Annotated in this window: 14 protein-coding genes and 1 pseudogene; 3 read left to right on the forward strand and 12 right to left on the reverse strand. The window is 68.4% G+C overall.

Going from position 1 to position 16,667, the window contains the following annotated elements:
* Nucleotides 1–328: 328 nt before the first annotated feature.
* Entirely contained in the window at nucleotides 329–796 is a 468-nt protein-coding gene (locus MLGJGCBP_RS24550) for a DIP1984 family protein (RefSeq protein WP_160098723.1), read from the reverse strand.
* A gap of 299 nt (nucleotides 797–1,095) precedes the next feature.
* Here MLGJGCBP_RS24550 and MLGJGCBP_RS24555 point away from each other — a divergent pair, with 299 nt between their 5' ends.
* Nucleotides 1,096–1,881, forward strand: coding sequence for an IclR family transcriptional regulator (locus tag MLGJGCBP_RS24555; protein WP_160098725.1), 786 nt, complete (start codon nucleotides 1,096–1,098; stop codon nucleotides 1,879–1,881).
* A gap of 36 nt (nucleotides 1,882–1,917) precedes the next feature.
* Here the strand turns inward: MLGJGCBP_RS24555 and MLGJGCBP_RS24560 are convergent, their stop codons facing one another.
* From MLGJGCBP_RS24560 to MLGJGCBP_RS24575, 4 genes are read right to left on the reverse strand one after another with little or no spacing between them, the layout of a single operon-like run.
* Nucleotides 1,918–2,913 (reverse strand): 2-hydroxyacid dehydrogenase, encoded by a 996-nt coding sequence (locus MLGJGCBP_RS24560; RefSeq protein WP_160098727.1) that lies wholly within the window; start codon nucleotides 2,911–2,913, stop codon nucleotides 1,918–1,920.
* Nucleotides 2,910–3,848, reverse strand: a complete 939-nt coding sequence (locus MLGJGCBP_RS24565; RefSeq protein WP_160098729.1) for a hydroxymethylglutaryl-CoA lyase — start codon at nucleotides 3,846–3,848, stop codon at nucleotides 2,910–2,912. Before MLGJGCBP_RS24565 ends, MLGJGCBP_RS24560 begins: the two co-directional genes overlap by 4 nt.
* Complete coding sequence (locus MLGJGCBP_RS24570) at nucleotides 3,845–5,098, reverse strand: CaiB/BaiF CoA transferase family protein (protein WP_087557642.1); 1,254 nt, start codon at nucleotides 5,096–5,098, stop codon at nucleotides 3,845–3,847. The genes MLGJGCBP_RS24565 and MLGJGCBP_RS24570 overlap by 4 nt, the downstream gene beginning before the upstream one ends.
* Nucleotides 5,099–5,123: 25 nt before the next feature.
* Nucleotides 5,124–6,551: a GntP family permease gene (locus MLGJGCBP_RS24575; protein ID WP_087557641.1), complete on the reverse strand. Its 1,428-nt coding sequence runs from the start codon at nucleotides 6,549–6,551 to the stop codon at nucleotides 5,124–5,126.
* Nucleotides 6,552–6,697: 146 nt separating this feature from the next.
* Between MLGJGCBP_RS24575 and MLGJGCBP_RS24580 the strand changes: the two genes are divergently transcribed.
* Nucleotides 6,698–7,705, forward strand: coding sequence for a helix-turn-helix transcriptional regulator (locus MLGJGCBP_RS24580; protein WP_160098731.1), 1,008 nt, complete (start codon nucleotides 6,698–6,700; stop codon nucleotides 7,703–7,705).
* A 43-nt stretch (nucleotides 7,706–7,748) separates the two neighbouring features.
* On the opposite strand, the gene MLGJGCBP_RS24585 is transcribed toward MLGJGCBP_RS24580, so the two are convergent.
* The 4 genes and pseudogenes from MLGJGCBP_RS24585 to MLGJGCBP_RS24600 form a co-directional block, all read right to left on the reverse strand.
* Nucleotides 7,749–8,357 carry a response regulator transcription factor gene (locus MLGJGCBP_RS24585; protein WP_124392651.1) on the reverse strand — a complete coding sequence of 203 codons (609 nt, stop codon included), beginning with the start codon at nucleotides 8,355–8,357 and terminating at the stop codon, nucleotides 7,749–7,751.
* Entirely contained in the window at nucleotides 8,354–9,469 is a 1,116-nt protein-coding gene (locus MLGJGCBP_RS24590; protein WP_236581345.1) for a sensor histidine kinase, read from the reverse strand. The genes MLGJGCBP_RS24585 and MLGJGCBP_RS24590 overlap by 4 nt, the downstream gene beginning before the upstream one ends.
* Before the next feature lie 19 nt (nucleotides 9,470–9,488).
* Nucleotides 9,489–10,265, reverse strand: coding sequence for an ABC transporter permease (locus MLGJGCBP_RS24595; protein ID WP_160098735.1), 777 nt, complete (start codon nucleotides 10,263–10,265; stop codon nucleotides 9,489–9,491).
* Nucleotides 10,262–11,211, reverse strand: a pseudogene (locus MLGJGCBP_RS24600) (ABC transporter ATP-binding protein). Before MLGJGCBP_RS24600 ends, MLGJGCBP_RS24595 begins: the two are co-directional and overlap by 4 nt.
* 280 nt (nucleotides 11,212–11,491) lie before the next feature.
* Between MLGJGCBP_RS24600 and MLGJGCBP_RS24605 the strand changes: the two are divergent.
* Nucleotides 11,492–12,580, forward strand: a complete 1,089-nt coding sequence (locus MLGJGCBP_RS24605; RefSeq protein ID WP_087557635.1) for a 3-deoxy-7-phosphoheptulonate synthase — start codon at nucleotides 11,492–11,494, stop codon at nucleotides 12,578–12,580.
* Here the strand turns inward: MLGJGCBP_RS24605 and MLGJGCBP_RS24610 are convergent, their stop codons facing one another.
* The 3 genes from MLGJGCBP_RS24610 to thpD form a co-directional block, all read right to left on the reverse strand.
* Complete coding sequence (locus tag MLGJGCBP_RS24610) at nucleotides 12,581–13,228, reverse strand: alpha-ketoglutarate-dependent dioxygenase AlkB (RefSeq protein WP_160098737.1); 648 nt, start codon at nucleotides 13,226–13,228, stop codon at nucleotides 12,581–12,583.
* A 152-nt stretch (nucleotides 13,229–13,380) separates the two neighbouring features.
* Nucleotides 13,381–15,531: an MMPL family transporter gene (locus MLGJGCBP_RS24615; RefSeq protein WP_160098739.1), complete on the reverse strand. Its 2,151-nt coding sequence runs from the start codon at nucleotides 15,529–15,531 to the stop codon at nucleotides 13,381–13,383.
* 172 nt (nucleotides 15,532–15,703) lie between these two features.
* Complete coding sequence (gene thpD / locus MLGJGCBP_RS24620; RefSeq protein WP_160098741.1) at nucleotides 15,704–16,615, reverse strand: ectoine hydroxylase; 912 nt, start codon at nucleotides 16,613–16,615, stop codon at nucleotides 15,704–15,706.
* Nucleotides 16,616–16,667: the final 52 nt, after the last annotated feature.

The raw sequence follows: 16,667 nt of genomic DNA on the forward strand, positions 1-16,667 counted from the left end.
CACGCGAGAGAATGAACGCTCTTGTCGATCCCACTCGGTCTCCGAACACAGGAGTGGCGTCGGCGGGCAATGCGGACACAAAGTGTGCTCCGGCACGCTTTGCCACTCACGTGTGTGGGTAGCCCCTTACCCGCCCTCGCCGTTCCCGATCAGCACCCGGTGATGAGTTGTGCGCCGTGCACCGTCACCTGTGCGTTGTGCAGGGCTGCACTGTGATCCGGGTGTGTGCCCGGGGTGCGCTGCCCTCCGCGCAGGAGAAGTGGCCGGATTGCCGCCGACCGCGGTGCGTGCTCGCCTCCGGAACGGTTACCTACTACCCGGCGAAACGTCAGTCGAGCAACTCGACTTCCCAATTCGCCTTCTGCACTTGCAGATCGATTTCCCGGATCCGCCGCGCGAGATCGTCCGCCCTACGCCGGAGATCCCGGACGGGCAACGCCGCGACGAAGACGAGTTCGGAGCGCAGCTGCCTGCCGTATCGGTCCTGCTCACGACCCGAGGCGGCATCCGCTGCCGCGGACACCACCCGGTGCCGGATGCGCAGCATGTCCCGGCGGGCCAGCGCGTCCGTGATTCTCGCATCGCCGAGTGGCGCAGCGGTATTCGTCCGGTTGATTCTGCGCACCAGGACTTCCGTGCGGTCCAGGACCTCGTCCAGTTCGGCGAGGAGCGCCGCGGCGTCCTCCGCCGGCGCCTCGCCCTCCTGATGTCGGGCATTGGTGAGGATGCGCGACTTCAGTTGCTCCACCCGGCGCGTCAGATCGCCGCGTTCGGCCAGTGCCTCAGCTAATTTCATGTGTACCTCCTTCCTCGAAGACGTCGTGGGGCACAGCGAATGTGAAGGCAGGGTCGCGGCACCGGGTGGGTACCGAGCGAAGCGCGCCGAACGCGCGGGTGAATTCCCCGCAGCAACGTGTCGGAGAGAAATCTCGGAGGGCGCTCATGCGCCTTTCGTCGAGTCGAATTCGAGCATCTTCAATTGGTACCACATCGCCGCTCGAGTAGCGACGGTATTTTCTCCCCATGTGAGTGCCGAAGTGTGTTCCGCCATCCTTCGGCACTCACGTGCTGGTGGGGGCGACTATCGTCGTGGGTATGCGAGCGGAAGACGGCGAATTGACCTCCAAGCACCAGCCGTTGCTGGTGCTGAGCAAGATCACGGAGATCCTCGATGCCTTCAGCCTGTCGCGTCCGTCGATGACGCTGGGCGAGATCCACCAGGCCACGGGCCTGCCGACGTCGACGGTCCAAAGGCTGGTCAGCAACCTGGTGGCGCAGGAATTCCTCGACCGGTCCGGCGACCAGATCCGGATCGGCGTCAAGATGGCGTTCTGGGCGGCAACGGCCACCAAGGGACTCGACGTGCTGGCCGTCGTCACACCGGTGCTGAAGGAGATCCGCGACGCTACCGGTGAGACCGCCAGCTTCTTCCGGGTCGAGCAGGGCTACCGCGTGTGCGTGGCCATCGCGGAGACCGAGCATGCCCTGCGACGGAACATGTACGTCGGAAAGATCGTCCCCCTGCCTGCGGGGTCGGCCGGCCGGGTGCTGCTCGCCTGGAACCCGGACCTCACCGAGCAGGTCCTCGCCGGACCCATCGAACCGATGACGGAGGGCACCGTCACCGACACCGCGGTGCTGCGCGACCTGATCCACCAGGCGCGGGCCGACGGGTACGCCATCACGGCCGGGGAGCGGGAGGACAGCGCTTCGGGATTGGCTGCGCCCGTGTTCGATTCGTCCGGCGACGTGCTCGGCGCGCTGGCGATCAGCGGGCCGACCCTCCGCATGCCTCGCGAACAGTGCGAGAAGTGGGTGGATCTGCTCGTCGGCAGCGCCGAGCAGGTCACCCGGACGCTGGGCGGCCGCTACCCGTCGTGAGGCGTGCTCGTCCTTCAGGACGGGTCGCGGCGTCCGTCACGACGTCCACGCCTCCGGGTTGACCGGGTGCGGTGGGATCCGGTTCTGCGCCATGGCCACCGCATTTTCGGCGCACAGCCGCGCCATCTCGGACCGTACGGCGACGGTGGCGCTGCCGAGGTGGGGGAGCAGCACGGTGTTCGGCAGTTCCGCGAGCCCGGGTGCGAGCGCGGGCTCGTCCTCGTAGACGTCCAGTCCGGCCCCGGCGATCTCCCCGGATTTCAGGGCGGCGACGAGGGCGGTCTCGTCGACGACGGGACCGCGCGCGGTGTTGACGAGGATCGTCGTCGGCTTCATCGCGTGCAGGACGTCCGCGTCCACCAGGTGCCGTGTCTGCTCGTTCAGCGGAACATGCAGGGACAGGAAGTCACTGGTGGTGACGAGGGTGTCCCAGTCGGTATGGGTGACGCGTCCGGCGAACTCGCCGAGTTCGGCGTCCGGCACCGGCCGGTCACCGGGAGGCCGCGGGCAGAACAGCACCTGCATGCCGAAGGCCAGTGCCCGGCGGGCGGTGGCGCGGGCGATCCGACCGAATCCGGCGAGTCCGAGGGTGCTCCCCGAAACATCCTGGCCGAGCAGCAGGTTCGGTTCCCAGCCGGTGAACTTGCCGGAACGGACGAACGTGTCGGCCTCCACCGCCCGGCGCGCGGTGGCCATGATCAGCAGCATCGCGACGTCGGCGGTGGAGTCGGTGAGAACCCCCGGGGTGTTGCCGACGAGGATCTTGTTGGCGGTGGCCGCACCGATGTCGACGTTGTTGAACCCGACCGCGTAGTTGGAGATCCCGCGGATCTTCGCGGCGGCGAGGAGGTCGGCGTCGAACGTGTCGCGTAGTTGGGACACCACCACGTCGTAGTCGCCGGACACGCAGACCTCCCGCAGCCGGGCGGCGTCCGGAAGTTCCTCGGGCACTTCGACGCTGCCCGCGGCGCGCAGCAGCGTGAGGGCGGGTTCGGGGATCGGGGTGGTGACGTAGAACCGGGCGCCACTCATCGGCCGCCGCCTATGACCCACTCGAACGCGGACGCGTTGGAGCGCGCGCCCTGCGCGGCCTTGGACCGATTGGCCTCGCCGAGTTCGGCGAGGGTCTTCTCGGACAGTTCCACCAGCGAGCCGAACGTGGTGGGGTTCAGCCAGTCCGGGCGGGTGGCGAACAGGAGGTCCTCGCTGGCGGTGTTGCCGCTGGCGCCGGGCGCGAACGGGCAGCCGCCGAGCCCGCCGAGTGCGCCGTCGACGGTCATTGCGCCCGCCGCGACCGCGGCGAGACTGTTCGCGACCCCCAGCCCCCACGTGTCGTGACCGTGGAAGACGATGCCGCGTTGCGGGGTCTCGAGCCGGACCCGGGAGACGAGGGAGTACACCTCGGCAGGGACCGCCTGGCCGAGGGTGTCGCAGACGACGACGTCGACGGCGCCGTGGGCGCGCGGATCGTTGGCGATGTCGATCACCCGCTGCTCCGGCACCCGGCCCTCGAACGGGCAGGTGAACGACGTCGCGATGCACAATTGGATGCTGCCCCCGACGTCCTGCGCGAGTTCGATCGCGGCGGGCATCGCGGCGAGGCTGTCCTCGGTGGACCGGCCGATGTTCGCCTGGTTGTGGGAATCGGACGCGGAGAAGCAGTACTGGAAATGGCGTGCGCCCGCGGCGGCGGCCTTCTCCACGTGCCGGGGCGTGGCGACCCACACCCAGCAGTGCTCCAGTTCCTCCGGGGTCAGTTCCGAGATCACCTCGACGGTGTTCGCCATCGGCGGGACGAGGTCGGGGCGGGCCATCGACCCGATCTCGAGGGCGGGCACGCCGAGTTCGAGGAGTCGTCGCGCGATCTCGAGCTTCCGGGCGGTGGGCAGCATCTTGCCGGTGAGCTGTAGTCCGTCGCGCAGGGTGACGTCGCGGAGCAGGGCGCGTGATTCGAAGGATTGCGTCATGAGATGTCACCTACCGTGTCGTTGACGAGGGAGTCGATCTGTTCCGGGGTCTTGCCGAGCAGCGTCTCGAGGACCTCCCGGGTGTGCTCGCCGAGGTCCGGTCCGACGTTGCGGATCGGCAGCGACTGTCCGCCGATCACCGGGACGATGCCGGGGAACCCGACCTGCTTCGGCTCGGCCTCACCGGTGTCGACGGTGAACTGCTGAATCATGTTGCGGGCCGCGTACTGGTCGTCGCTGCAGATGTCGGCGGCGGTGTTGATCGGACCCGACGGCACCCCGGCGGTGTCGAGGATCTTCAGCGCGTCGTCGCGCGAGTACTGGATGGTCCACTCGCCGATCGCGGCGTCGAGTTCGTCGCGGCGCGCCCACCGTCCGGCGTTGGTGGACAGGTCCGGGTCGGCGCCGAGGTCGGGGCGGCCGATGGTCTCCATGTAGCGCTGGAAGATGGCGTCCCCGTTGCCGGCGATGATGATGCTGTTGCCGTCGTTGCAGGTGTACGCGTTCGACGGGGCGATGCCCTCCATCCGGCCGCCGACGCGTTCGCGTTTGATGCCGTACGCCAGGTAGTCGGGGATCAGCGACTCCATCATCGACAGGATCGATTCGTTCAGCGCGACGTCGATGATCCGATGCGGCAGGGACGGGCCCTGCGTGCCGGCGACCTTCGCGGCCTCGCGTTGGAACAGTGCCATCACCGCCCCGAACGCCGCATAGAGTCCGGCGATCGAATCGCCGATCGACACCCCGACCCGCACCGGTGGCCGGTCCGGGTCGCCGACGAGTTCGCGGAACCCGCCTGCGGCCTCCGCGACCGCGGCGAAGCCCGGCCGCTGCGACATCGGTCCGGTCTGCCCGAACGCCGAGATCCTTGCGATCACCAGGTCCGGATTGGCCTCGTTCAACGCGTCCGGTCCGATACCCCACTTCTCCAGCGTGCCGGGCCGGAAGTTCTCCAGCAGGATGTCGCAGTGGGCGGCGAGGTCGAGGACGAGTTGCCTGCCCTCCTCGGTGCGCAGGTCCAGCACGATCGACTTCTTGTTCCGGTTGATCGTGCGGTACAGCATCGAGGTGTCGCCGGAGTACAGGCGCCAGTTACGCAGTTCGTCGCCGGTCTTCGGGCGCTCCACCTTGATGACCTCGGCGCCGAAGTCGGCGAGCATCCGGCCCGCCGTCGGTGCGGCGATGTAATTGCCCAGCTCGAGTACCCGAACGCCGTCGAGAGGCCGAATGGTGTTGTCGGAGAACATGGTGATCCTTAACTGATAGTGACGCTCAGAGAACGAGGCTCATGGGCAGGACGAGCAGTATTGCGACGACCGATGCCACCGATACTCCCACCGAACACGTCTTCAGCGTGCCTCGTGTGGTCTGACCCATCAAGGATTGCAGCAACCAGAACGTGTTGCTGGTGACATGCACCGCGAACAGGGAGCCGGCGCCGGCCGCGAGAGCGATGAGGACCGGGTCGAGCCCGAGGGTGGGGGCGATGGGCGCGAGGATGCCCGCGGCGGTGATAGCGGAGATCGTCACCGAGCCGACAGCGATGTGCAGGACGGCGGCGACAACCCAGACCATCAGCAGCGGAGCCGCGTGATTGGCGGTGAAGTACTTGCCGAGGATGTCGCCGAGGCCCACCGCGGCGATGGTCGCGGCGAGGGATCCGCCGACACCGGTGAGGATGAGGATCTGGCCGCTCTCGCTGAAACCGCTGGCGATCGCCTTTTGGACGCGGTGCTGGCCGATGCTGAACCGGCCGACGAAGCTGGTGCCGATCAGTCCGATCAGCAACGCGATGAGCGGCTCCGACACGAACGAGACGACCGGGTTGCTGATGTCGGCGATGTCCAGGATCGCGCCGGTCGCGATGAGCAGGAGGGAGAAGAGCAGCGGGGCGAGGAGCAGGATCAGCGGACGGTCGTGCTTGGTGCGCTCGGTGGTGACGGTCGCGGCGCGTTGCGCCTGGGCGACACCTCCGCCGGCGTCCGGCCGAGGGGTGCTGCCACCGGTGCCGTCGGTCCAGTCCTCTTCTTCGTCGTCGACGACCGTCTGATGGAAGTGCTCCTCGTCCTTGTCCGGATTCCACCAACCGCGGGTGAACAGGAACGACATGATCGCGACCGAGATCGCCACGGTCGGGATCACCAGGATGAGCCCGAAGATCAGCATCTTGCCGAGCGGCACACCGAGCAGTCCGGCCAAGGCGAGGGCGCCGACACCGGGAACCATGAGGACGATGCCGCACTCGAGACCGATGGCGAGGGCGGTGGCCATGCGGGCGGTCCCGACCCGGCCGACCTTCGGTGCGAGGTTGCGGGCCAGCGGCGCCGAGATGACCAGCAGGACGTCGAGGAAGATGGACTGCAGCAACGTCGCGATCGTCAGCGACATCGCATAGGGCATTCGTTTCGGCCCGAACACCCGGAGAAGCGTTCCGACCAGGCGCTGGATGGCGCCCATTTCTTTCAGCATGGCGCCCATCAGGACGCCGAAGGCGATCAGAAGTCCTACTTCGGCCATGATGTCGCCGAAACCGGTGCTGATGACTTCCACCGTCTTGGCTGTGCCGAGTCCTGTCGTGAGTCCGAGGTACGCGGATCCCACGACCAGCGACACCACGGGGTTGAACTTGAAACGCACGATCATCAGCACGACCGCCGCTACGGCGACCGTGGTGTTGATCAGGATTCCTACGTCTGACATGTGCGCGTCCTTCGAGGAGGCGGGCAGTGACTGGTGTCACAGGTACACCCATATTATGAGCACACACTCACGATATAAGCAATGCTGCCTGTGCGCCTTTCTGGTTGTTCCCGCTACCAAAAAGGCGCACAGGGCATACTCGACGCATGGTCGCGCTGGATCCGTTTGCGGTGGGAGGGCCACCGGTCGCCGAGCGCAGGACGTCGGACGACTGGGACCAGATCCGGCACTGGTCCGACCGCGTGTACATGCCGTATGTCGTGCGTCCGCTCGGGGTCGGGTTGGCGCCCAGGTCGAGCATGTACTCCACGAAGATCGGCGACATCACCGTCACCCGGTTCTCCTACGGAATCCCTGTCTCCGTCGGCGACTTCTCACCCGATGCCGGAAACGCGCTCGTTCTCACGACCATCCGCGGGAACGCCCGGCACCACGTCGACTGCGACGCCACGGCGGACACACCGGCCGGTGACACGTTCGTCGCCGACTGCAGCCGAATCGACTACCTCGTCGAATTTTCGCCGGACCACGTGCAACTCAATCTCACGATTCCCCACCGGATGCTCGCCGACACGGCGGTGCGCTGGTGGGGATTCGATCCGGGAGATGTTCTCTGGCAACGCAAATGCGTCATCGGGGGCGGCGGGTCCGGCTGGCAGGCGCTGCTCGGGTACGCCATGCGGACGACGGGGGAGTTACCGGGACACGCCGCCGACGGGCGCATCGGGCTCAACCTGCAGGAGTTGCTCGTCGGCCACCTGCTCACCGAATGGGCGGCCCGCGCCGGAGTCGACCCGGACCGGACCACCGGCCCGGCGGCACCGGGCTACGTGCGGCACGCCGTCCAGTACATCCGCGAGTGCGCCCGCGAACTGCCGACGGCCTCCGACATCGCCGACGCGGTGGGGGTCAGCGTCCGGACCCTGTCCGGATCGTTCCGGAAATACCTGGACACCACGCCGGCCGAGTACGTGCGTGAGCAGCGGCTTCGGAGCATCCGGGAGGAACTGCTCACCGCACCTCCCGGCGAGACCGTCGCCTCGATTGCCGGCGCGTGGGGATACGTCAACCTCGGCCTGTTCGCGGCGTCCTACCGCCGGCGGTTCGGGGAGAATCCGTCGCAGACCAGGGCCTCCGGCCCCGTGAGTGGCTGACGAGTCCAGGGACTCCCTAACCACTCACGGGCGGCGGAGCCGCCTACAGCCAGCCGTGGGACTCCGCCGCGCGGACGGCCTCGGCGCGGGTGCTGGCGCCGGTCTTGCCGATCGCCGACGACAGATGGTTGCGCACCGTCCCCGCGGAGAGAAACAGTGCGGCCGCGATCGAGGCGACCGGTGCACCGTCCCGCGCGGCCCGCAGCACGTCGGTCTCCCGGTCGGTGAGCGGCGATTCCCCGCTGACGAGGCTGTCGGCGGCGAGGGTGGGATCGACGACGCGCAGTCCCGCGTGGACCCGGCGCACGGCGTCGGCGAGTTGCCGGGCCGGGGTGTCCTTCACGACGAATCCCGACGCCCCCGCCTGCAGGGCCCTGCGCAGGTAGCCGGGACGACCGAACGTCGTCACGATCAGGACGCGGGTCTGCGGCACCTCGGCGCGCAGTGCCGCCGCGGCGGCGATCCCGTCCAGGCCGGGCATCTCGACGTCGAGGAGCGCGACGTCGGGGGAGTGCTCGCGGGCCGCGGCGACCACCTCGTCGCCGCGCCCGACCTCCGCGACCACCGTCAGGTCGGGTTCGAGGTCGAGCAGGGCGGCGAGGGCGCCGCGGACGAGTGCCTGGTCGTCGGCGAGCAGCAACCGGATCGTCACGGGACCTCTTCCTTCAGCACGTGCAACGAGAATCCGCCGGGTTGCGGGTGGGTGATGACGACCCGTGCTCCGGCCGCGGCGGCGCGCTCCCGCAGGCCGACGAGCCCGTTGCCGTGGGCGAATTCGCCACAGCCGGAACCGTTGTCGACGACGGTGACGTCGCGTTCGCCCACCGTGACCGCGCAGAGCGTCGCGCCGCTGTGCCGGACCACGTTCGTGACACCCTCGCGGACGGACCACGCGAACAACTCGCGCAATTCGGTGGGCACGGACTCGGTGCTGCCCGGTAGCTCGGCCTCGATCCCGGCCGCCCGCAACGCTTCCCTGGCCCGGGCGATCTCCATCGGCAGCGACAGTCCCCGGATTCCCTGCACGGCCTGCCGGACGTCGGCGAGCGCGTCGCGGGAAAGACGTTCCAGGTCTGCCACTTCCGTGCGGGCCCGGTCCAGGTCGATGTCGAGGAGCCGGCCCACGAGTTCGGCCTTGACGGTGATGACGGTGAGGGAGTGCCCGAGGATGTCGTGGAGGTCGCGGGCCATTCGGGTGCGTTCCTCCTGCACCGCGAGCCGTTCGCTCTCCTCCCGTTCGCGGACCAGTTCGATGTTGCGGTTGATCAGCTTGGTCACCCCGAACATCGCGAACGCCGCCGCGCACACACCCAGCGACAGCCCGGTGCCCGAACCCCAGCCCATGGCCGTGGAGATCACCTCTACGAGCACGGCGATCGTGAGGGCGGTGACGCCACCGAGCCAGGCGGGCAGCAGGATGATCGCCGACACCGCGAGGAAGACGGCGGCGGACAATCCCGACGGCCCCACGGCCAGGGTCATGACCGCCGCGAGCGTGAACAGCGCCGCCATCACCGGCAGCGCCTGGTTCAGCGGCGGCCGAAACTCGTTGTGCGCGCGGCGGGTATGCGACCACCGGAACATCGCGAGATACGTCGCCGCGAACGCGAGCGTGGCAATCATCCCGATCCAGCCCCGGACGTGACCGCGGTCGGCCCAGCCGTCGAAGAAGGGCTGGAACAGGAACACCGTCCACGCGGCGGCGAAGACGAATCCGAAACGGCCCCATCGCCTGGTCACGACGGGGCCGTCGGGGGTGGTCACGGAAGCCACGATACCGCCGTCACACTCGCTCGGTGTCGCGCTGGAACCGCCACACCGCACCGCCGACGAAGATCGCCAGCCACACCGCGACGTTCAGGACCCACGTCCACTGCATAGCGTCGCCGGTGAGCGGTGCGTGCACGAGCTGGCTGAGCCCGTACGTGGGCATGAACTGTGCAATCGACGCCCACACGGAGCCGTCCTGCAGCGGCATGAACAGGCCGCCCGCGAAGCCGAGCACGGCGAGCCCGGGGCCGAGGATCTGCATGACGTTCTCGCTCGGCAGCAGATATCCCATGAACAGGCCGAACGCCGCGAACACTGCAGAGCCCAGCCAGGTGATCAGGGCCGTCGTGAACCACAGGGACGTGTCCATCTGGACGGACGTGAACGCGCCCACGAGATAGACGACGCCGACGGCCGCGAGCCCGAGCATCATCGCGACCAGCACCTTGACGAGGATGTAGACCCCCGGGGACAACGGGGTGAGCCGTAACTGCCGACTCCACCCGGACGCCCGCTCCACCGACACCATCGCACCGCCGCTCGTCGTCGCGATCATCGCGCCGTACAGCGCCATGCTGATCATCACGTACGCCGAGACGTTCCCGTTGCCCGCGCTCTCCCCCGAGTAACTCGGGTTCAGTCCGAAGATGAGGAAGAACACCACCGGCATCACGAGGGTGATGATCATCGTGCGCCGATTGCGCAGCAGGCGACGCAGTTCGAGTCCGAGGAGGGTGGTGTTGAGACCGCCGAGCGGGGGAACGCGGCGGTGGGCGGCGAGGGTGGTCACGAGTTCGGTCCTTCCGTGGCGGAGTCGTCGGAGGTGAGCGCGATGAACGCGTCTTCGAGGCCCCGGGAGACGATTTCGAGGTCGCTGGCGGGTGTGCGGGTGAGCAGGTGGCGGGCCACGGCGTCGGTGTCCGTCGAGTGGATCAGGACGCTGTCGCGCGCACCTCGATGCTGTCGGCGCCGGGAATCGCGAACAGCTGTTCCCGGTCCGCGCCCGGGAAGTGGGCGCGGACGGTGCGTCCCGCGGCCAGCGCCTTCACCTCGGCGGCGGTGCCGTCGGCGACGATTTTCCCCTTGCGCACCAGCACGATCCGGTCGGCGTACGCGTCGGCCTCCTCGAGGTAGTGCGTTGCGAAGACGACCGTCCGGCCGCTGTCCGCGTCGGCGCGGATCGCCGACCAGAAGTCCCGCCTGCCCTCGACGTCCATGCCGGTGGTCGGCTCGTCGAGGATCAGCAACTCCGGATCGGACAGCAGTGCCATCGCGAACCGCAGTCGTTGCTGCTGCCCGCCGGAGCACTTGCCCACCAACCGGTTTCCGAGATCGGCGATACCGGCGCGGGTGAGGACCTCGTCGACGGGCCGGGTGTCGGCGAACAGGCTTGCGGTGAGCCGGACGGTCTCCGCGACCGTCAGTTCCTTCAGCAGGCCGCCCGTCTGCATGACCGCGGAGACGAGTCCCTTCGCGATCGCGGTGCGCGGGTCCGTGCCGAAGACGGACACCTCGCCGGCGGTGGGGCGGGACAGTCCGAGGACCATGTCGACGGTGGTGGTCTTGCCTGCGCCGTTCGGGCCGAGGAACGCGACGATCTCACCGGGCCGGATCTCGAGGTCCAGCCCGCGCACGGCGTGAACGTCACCGAAGTGCTTGTGGACGCCGCGCAGCCTGACTGCCGGAGCCTGCGACGCGGACGCCTTCGCGGAGGTGCGGGGTTCTGTCGATGTCATGCATTCAGCGTGCGATCCGGGCGGCCGGCGACCCTCACACGTCCGTCACGACCTCACCCTGACAAATGTCAGGGGAGGGTGGGTGTGGCGCCGATCCGGGCCAGCCGTTACTGTGGCCGTCATGCAGCGCGCATATTTCTGGTTTAGCAGGCCGGCCCCGGGTGGGCCGGTCGGCGTAACCACGCGCTGACCTCCTCCACCCCAGAGCCGGATTACAGACCGGCTCGCGGGAATCTCCACAGTCTTCGAGGGCCGGCCTGAGAACAGGAACCCCGAACCCATGACTGTCACTCTCGACACCACGACCAGCAGTGATCGCCTGGACGCCCAGCGCACCGTGAGCATCAGCCCGCTGGTGGCGCCGTCCGTCGTGCGCCGCGAACACGCCCCCGACGACGTCGCGTCCGCGACCGTCCGCTCGGGCCGCGCCGACACGGTGAACGTGCTGAACGGCGACGACGACCGCTTGCTCGTCGTGGTCGGCCCGTGCTCCGTGCACGATCCCGTCGCCGCGATGGACTACGCCCGCCGGCTCGCCGCCAAGGCCGAGGAACTGCGCGACGACCTGCACATCGTGATGCGGGTCTACTTCGAGAAGCCGCGCACCACGCTGGGCTGGAAGGGTCTGCTCAACGACCCCCACCTGGACGGCACGTTCGACATCGACACCGGGATCCGCATGGGCCGCAAGCTGCTGCTCGACGTGTCCTCCCTCGGCCTGCCGGTCGGCTGCGAATTCCTCGACCCGATCATGCCGCAGTACATCGCCGACCTCGTCACCTACGGCGCGATCGGTGCCCGCACCGCCGCCAGCCAGGTGCACCGGCAGCTGTGCAGCGCGCTGTCGATGCCCGTCGGCATCAAGAACTCGACGGAAGGCGACGTGCAGGTGGCCGTGGACGGCACCCGCGCCGCCGCGGCGAGCCACGTGTTCCCCGGCACCGACCTCGACGGGCAGGCCGCGCTGATCCGCACCATGGGCAACCCCGACTGCCACGTCATCCTGCGGGGCGGCAGCGACGGACCGAACTACGACGCAGAGACGGTCGCGGACACGCTCGCCCGGCTGAACAAGTCCGGTCTGCCGGAACGCGTCGTCATCGACGCCAGCCACGGCAACAGCAGCAAGAACCACGAGAAGCAGGTCGACGTGCTGGACGACATCGCGGCCCGCCTCGAGGCAGGCGAAAAGGGGATCGTCGGCGTGATGGTGGAGAGCTTCATCGAGGCCGGACGCCAGGACCTCACCCTCGGAAAATCCGAGGAGCTCACCTACGGCCAGTCGATCACCGACGCCTGCATCGACTGGAACACCACGGCCGCGCAACTCGACCGGCTGGCGCAGGCCGTCGCGGCCCGGCGCGGATAGTCACCGCACGCCCCGGGTCCGGAACTGGATGCTGATCCGCGGTCCGAGCGCGCGGGCACTCTTCGGTACACAATGCTCCCAGGTGCGCTGGCAGGAACCACCCATCACCAGCAGGTCACCGTGGCCGAGGGAGTACCGGATCGAGTGCCCGCCGCCGCGCGGGCGCAGCAGCAGCGGACGCGAGGCGCCGAGCGAGAGGATGGCGACCATCGTGTCCTCGGTTCGGCTGCGACCGGTGTCGTCGCCGTGCCAGGCGACGCTGTCGGACCCGTCGCGGTAGAAACAGAGTCCGGACGTGGCGAACCCTTCGCCGAGTTCGGGCAGGTAATGCCTGCTCAGGGCGTCTCGCGCGGTGACCAGCAGGGGGTCGGGGAGCGGCTCGCCCTCTCGGTAGAACCGGACGAGCCGCGGCACGTCCACCACCCGGTCGTACATCTGGCGGCGCTCCGCCTTCCACGGCACCGTCTCCGCGAGCGTCGTGAACAGCTCGTCGGAGCCGGTCATCCACCCCGGTCGCACGTCCACCCACGCCCCCGCCGTCAGTGTGCGACGCTGCACCGTCGGCCCGAGTTCGCCCAGCTCCACACCGAACGACGCGTCGTCGAACAGCGAAGCCTGCAGCGCATACCGCGCATCCGCGGAGGTCATGCGGCCATGCTACACCAACAGTCGAACGTATGTTCCCACGTTTTCGGTCCTGTGCCGCAGCCGCGCACTCCTTCTCTGTTCGCGCACGGAATTCAGGGCCCGAGAACCCGTGCACGAATTGAGAAGTGGTGCGTCTGCAGAAACGACAGCAGCTACCGCGGCACCGCGGGCTCCCGGTCGTCGCCGGTGTCGACGACCGCCTTCTGCCTGCTCGGCCACCAGAAGGCGCGACGTTCGAGCGCCGACAGGCTCGGCACCAGCATCGGGGCCATCGCGAAGGCGGCGAGCGCGACGCCGATCGCGACTCCGAAGCCGAGTTCGGCGAGGTTGGCCAGTCCGGTGAGGGTCAGGGACGCGAACGTCAGCGCGAGGATCAGGCCTGCGGCGGCGACGGTGGGGGCGTCGTTGGCGACGGCGATCCGCGCGGCGGCGCGAGGGGAGTACCCGTTGCGGAATTCCTCGCGCAGCCGCGAGGCGAGCAGGATGTTGTAGTCGGTGCCGATCGCCACGACGAACAGGTAGAGCACGATCGGAATGGAGAAGTCGATGCCGTCGTAGCCGAGGCCGTGCAGGAACAGGAGCACGACGGCGCCGAGGGTGGCGACGAACGTGAGTGCCACGCACACCAGCAGGTTGAGCGGGGCGAGCACCGCCAGCAGGAGCAGGGCGAGGATCAGCGCGATCGCGACCGCGGCGACGGGGAAGACGAGGCGCGTGTCCGCCGCGAGTTGAGCGCGGACGTCGACGAACGTGGACGTCTGCCCTCCCACAACGACTTCCGAGCCGGGGACCGCTCCGTGGGCGGCATCGCGGATCGGTCCCTCGACGAGGTCGAGGGACGCGTTCGAGTAGGGGTCGTCGGCGAGGATGACGTTGACGAGTGCGGCGCGACCGTCCTGACTCGGTCGCGGCGGGGCGACCGAGGACACCCCCGGCACTTGCGTCAGCGCGGTCACGAGGGGCGTCAGCGACGCGGGGTCGAGCGGTCCGGGAGCCACGACGTACACCTGGGTGGGGCTGAGCGCGCCCGCGGGGAACGACTTGCCGAGGGTGTCGAACGCCTGCTGGGACGGTGTGTCGGCGGGCAGTTCGCCGAGCGTGTTGTACGTCGACTTGTAGCTGGACGCGAACGAGGCGAGCGCGATCAGTACGACGCCGATGACGACGGCGAACACGGCCGGGCGGCGTCCGATCGCGGCGCCGATCGAGGCGAACGGTGTGTGGGGGCTGTCGTGCCCCGGGCCGAGCGGCCAGAACAGGTGGCGGCCCAGCACGGTGAACACGGCGGGAATGAGCGTCAGCGCGGTCACGAGCATGGCGGCCACCGCGACGATGAGCCCCGGGGCGAGCGTGGTCAGCGAACCGAGTTTCGCCAGCAGCAGCGCGGCGAACGCGACGATGACCGTGAGCGCCGACGACGCGACGACGCGTCCGACGACGTCGGTGGAGAACACGAGCGCTTCCCGGTGCGTGTCGGTGGTGGAGCCTGCCGCGGCCTGCTGCCGGAGACGCTCGCGGTACCGGAACAGCAGGAAGACGATGTAGTCGGTGCCGACACCGAAGAGGACGACCACGAGGATCGATTGGAGTGACGTGCTGACCTGGAAGTCGAACAGATCGGCGAGCACGGCGGTAAGCCCGGTGACCACCGCCAGCACGACGCCGATCACGAGGACCGGCAGGACCGCGATGACGGGGCTGCGGAAGATCAGGCCGAGCAGCGTGAGGATGACGATCACCGTGGCGATCGTGATGACCTTGTCGGCGTTGTCGTAAGCGGCGGTCGTGTCGACCTGGATGGCCGCGTTGCCGGTCAGCCCGCTCACCAGTCCGGTGCCGTTCAGTTGCTGCTCGGCGTCGTTCCGGACGACCGGAACGGCGTCGTTGACCTGGTCGTCACCGGGTTGCCCGGCGAACACCACCTGCAGTGCGGCGGCCTTCCCGTCGGCGGACAGCGACGTGGGCGACCCCTGCACGCTCAGCACGCCCGGGATCGCCGAATTCTGCAGCGAAGTCGCGAGATTCAGGGCCATCTGCTGGTCGGCGGGAGACAGCGGGGCGTCGTCGGCGCGGACCACCACCAGGCTGCCGGTGGCACCGGACAGGCTGGGGAAGTAGTGGTTGCCGACGGCCTGCGCCTCGGACGACTCGAATGAACTGGGCAGGAACGTCTGCTGGTTACCGGTGGTGTAGTCGTCGAGGCTGGGTGCGAAGAGAATCACCGCTATGGCGGCGACGACCCAGGCTGCGATGACTCGCCACGGGTGTGCGACGACGGTACGCGCGATGTAGGCAAACATCATTCCCCGTTCCGGGAGATGAAGGTTCGGCCGGCGCCCCGGGCCGGGCGGTCGAACCGTGCCAAGTCATCGTCGCACGCAGGGCGCCGCGAAGGCTACGGGTTCCGCCGCATCGAGAACACCGCGGCCCCGCTCCGACGTCAGGGAGCGGGGCCGCGATACGTCGTGGTGCTCATTACCGCAGAGGGGTGAAATCCCGGCTACCGAGGTAGCCGGGGCGCGGTGCGGGCGCCGAGAACGGATCCGTGAGAGTGTTTTCGACACTGTTGAACACGATGAAGAGGTTGGACCGCGCGAACGGCGTGATGTTGCCGTTCGAACCGTGCATGCAGTTCGAATCGAAGACGGTGGCCGAACCCGCGGGCCCGGTCATCGTGTCGATGCCGTACTCGTTGGCCATCCGGGTGAGCGTCGGCTGATCCGGCGACCCGGTGGGCGGAACGCAGCTGACCAGCGATTCCTTGAAGTAGTCCTCGGGGGTCTCGCCGGCGCACGAGACGTACGCGCGGTGCGATCCGGGCATGATCATCAGCCCGCCGTTGTGCCCGTAGTTCTCGGTCAGCGCGATCGAGATGCTCGCAGCGCGCGGAGTGGGCATTCCGTCCTCGGCGTGCCAGGTCTCGAAGTCGGAGTGCCAGTAGAACGGGCCGCCGGTGAAACCCGGTTTGAAGTTGAGCCGCGACTGGTGGACGTAGACGTCCGAACCGAGGATCTGCCGGGCGATACCCACCACCTCGGGGCGGCGGATGATGTCGTCGACGACGTCGCTGAGGCGGTGGACGTCGAACACGGACCGCACGGCGCCGTTACCGTTCTCCCGCACGATGCGGTCGTCGCCGCGCAACGTGTCGGTCTCGGCGAGGCGGGTCATCTCGTCGACCAGGTCGAACACGTCGCGCGGCGGGATGATCGCGTCGGCGGAGTGGTATCCGCGCTTGTCGTAGTCGGCAATCTGATTCGCAGTGAGCGGACCGGACCGGGTATCACCCCGTTTCGGATCGAACCAGGTGACCGGGTCCTGACGGACGGTCATCGTGCACTCGTCGCGGTCCCTCGTGGGGTAGTTGTCGGCTACGGCCGTACGCATAATTCGTGTTTCACCCTTTCGGATTGGACAACGCTTTACTCTTCCGACGTTC

This window comes from Rhodococcus sp. T7 (assembly GCF_009872365.1).
Taxonomy (GTDB): Bacteria; Actinomycetota; Actinomycetes; order Mycobacteriales; family Mycobacteriaceae; genus Rhodococcus_F.

Coding starts and splice junctions, on each gene's coding strand:
- MLGJGCBP_RS24550 (WP_160098723.1), bottom strand. CDS start 796: ATGAAATTAGCTGAGGCACTGGCCGAACGCGGCGATCTGACGCGCCGG.
- MLGJGCBP_RS24555 (WP_160098725.1), top strand. CDS start 1,096: ATGCGAGCGGAAGACGGCGAATTGACCTCCAAGCACCAGCCGTTGCTG.
- MLGJGCBP_RS24560 (WP_160098727.1), bottom strand. CDS start 2,913: ATGAGTGGCGCCCGGTTCTACGTCACCACCCCGATCCCCGAACCCGCC.
- MLGJGCBP_RS24565 (WP_160098729.1), bottom strand. CDS start 3,848: ATGACGCAATCCTTCGAATCACGCGCCCTGCTCCGCGACGTCACCCTG.
- MLGJGCBP_RS24570 (WP_087557642.1), bottom strand. CDS start 5,098: ATGTTCTCCGACAACACCATTCGGCCTCTCGACGGCGTTCGGGTACTC.
- MLGJGCBP_RS24575 (WP_087557641.1), bottom strand. CDS start 6,551: ATGTCAGACGTAGGAATCCTGATCAACACCACGGTCGCCGTAGCGGCG.
- MLGJGCBP_RS24580 (WP_160098731.1), top strand. CDS start 6,698: ATGGTCGCGCTGGATCCGTTTGCGGTGGGAGGGCCACCGGTCGCCGAG.
- MLGJGCBP_RS24605 (WP_087557635.1), top strand. CDS start 11,492: ATGACTGTCACTCTCGACACCACGACCAGCAGTGATCGCCTGGACGCC.
- MLGJGCBP_RS24610 (WP_160098737.1), bottom strand. CDS start 13,228: ATGACCTCCGCGGATGCGCGGTATGCGCTGCAGGCTTCGCTGTTCGAC.
- MLGJGCBP_RS24615 (WP_160098739.1), bottom strand. CDS start 15,531: ATGATGTTTGCCTACATCGCGCGTACCGTCGTCGCACACCCGTGGCGA.
- thpD (WP_160098741.1), bottom strand. CDS start 16,615: ATGCGTACGGCCGTAGCCGACAACTACCCCACGAGGGACCGCGACGAG.